The organism is Streptomyces sp. PH10-H1, from assembly GCF_030063355.1.
GTDB lineage: Bacteria > Actinomycetota > Actinomycetes > Streptomycetales > Streptomycetaceae > Actinacidiphila.
This window is the reverse complement of the sequence record NZ_JASISZ010000222.1, coordinates 1-989: the sequence shown is the minus strand read 5'-3', so window position 1 is coordinate 989 and position 989 is coordinate 1. Positions and strand designations below refer to the sequence as shown.

At 64.6% G+C, this 989-nt stretch carries 1 protein-coding gene; it reads left to right on the top strand.

Going from position 1 to position 989, the window contains the following annotated elements:
- Window positions 1-962 (top strand): IS3 family transposase (locus tag QMK24_RS41315; RefSeq protein ID WP_283472062.1); only part of this gene is annotated, 962 nt, incomplete at its 5' end.
- Window positions 963-989: the final 27 nt, after the last annotated feature.

Here is a 989-nt window from a genome sequence, read left to right as displayed (position 1 = left end):
TTCTTCGCGGCCGAGCTCGACCGGCCACACACACGCTCGTAGCGTTCATCGACGAGCACCGGGACCGCTTCGGCGGAGTCGAGCCGATCTGCAGGACGCTCACCGAGCACGACTGCAGCATCCACCCGTCCACCTATTACGCGTACAAGAAACGTCCCCTGTCGGCCCGTGCCCTGCGGGACGCGGAACTGGCGCCCCTGATCGTCAGCATCTACCAGGACAACTACAGCGTCTACGGAGCCCGCAAGATCTGGGCCGAGCTCAAGCGTCGGGGCCATCAGGTGGCCCGGTGCACCGTCGAGCGGTTGATGAAGGCCGAGGGTCTGGTCGGGGCGGTGCGCGGGAAGAAGGTCGTCACCACGGTGGCGGACAGGGAGGCCGAGCGGGCTCCGGACCGGCTCGGCCGGCAGTTCGTGGCCAGTGCTCCGAACCGGGTATGGGTCGCGGACTTCACCTACGTGGCCACCTGGTCCGGCACTGTCTACGTCGCTTTCGTCGTCGACACCTTCTCCCGCCGGATCGTCGGCTGGTCCGCGGCGACGAACAAGCAGACCCCGCTGGTGCTGTCCGCCCTGGAGATGGGGCTGTGGCAACGCGACCGGGCCGGAAACCCCGTTACCGCAAGGGAGTTGATCCATCACTCCGATGCCGGATCGCAGTACACCAGCTTCCGCCTCGCCACCCACCTTGCCGCCGAACAGATCGCCGCGTCCATCGGCACCGTCGGCGACGCCCTCGACAACGCCCTGATGGAATCGACCATCGGGCTCTACAAAACCGAACTCATCAAGCCCCAGCACCCCTGGAAAGCCCTCAGCGATGTCGAGTTGGCCACCGCTGAGTACGTCGATTGGTACAACCATCGTCGACTCCATGGTGAGATAGGCCACGTCCCACCCGCCGAATACGAAACCACCCACTACCAAAACGCCCAAGAACCACAGGTCACAGCCACAATCTAGAGTCTCTACCGAACCCGGAACTGTTCA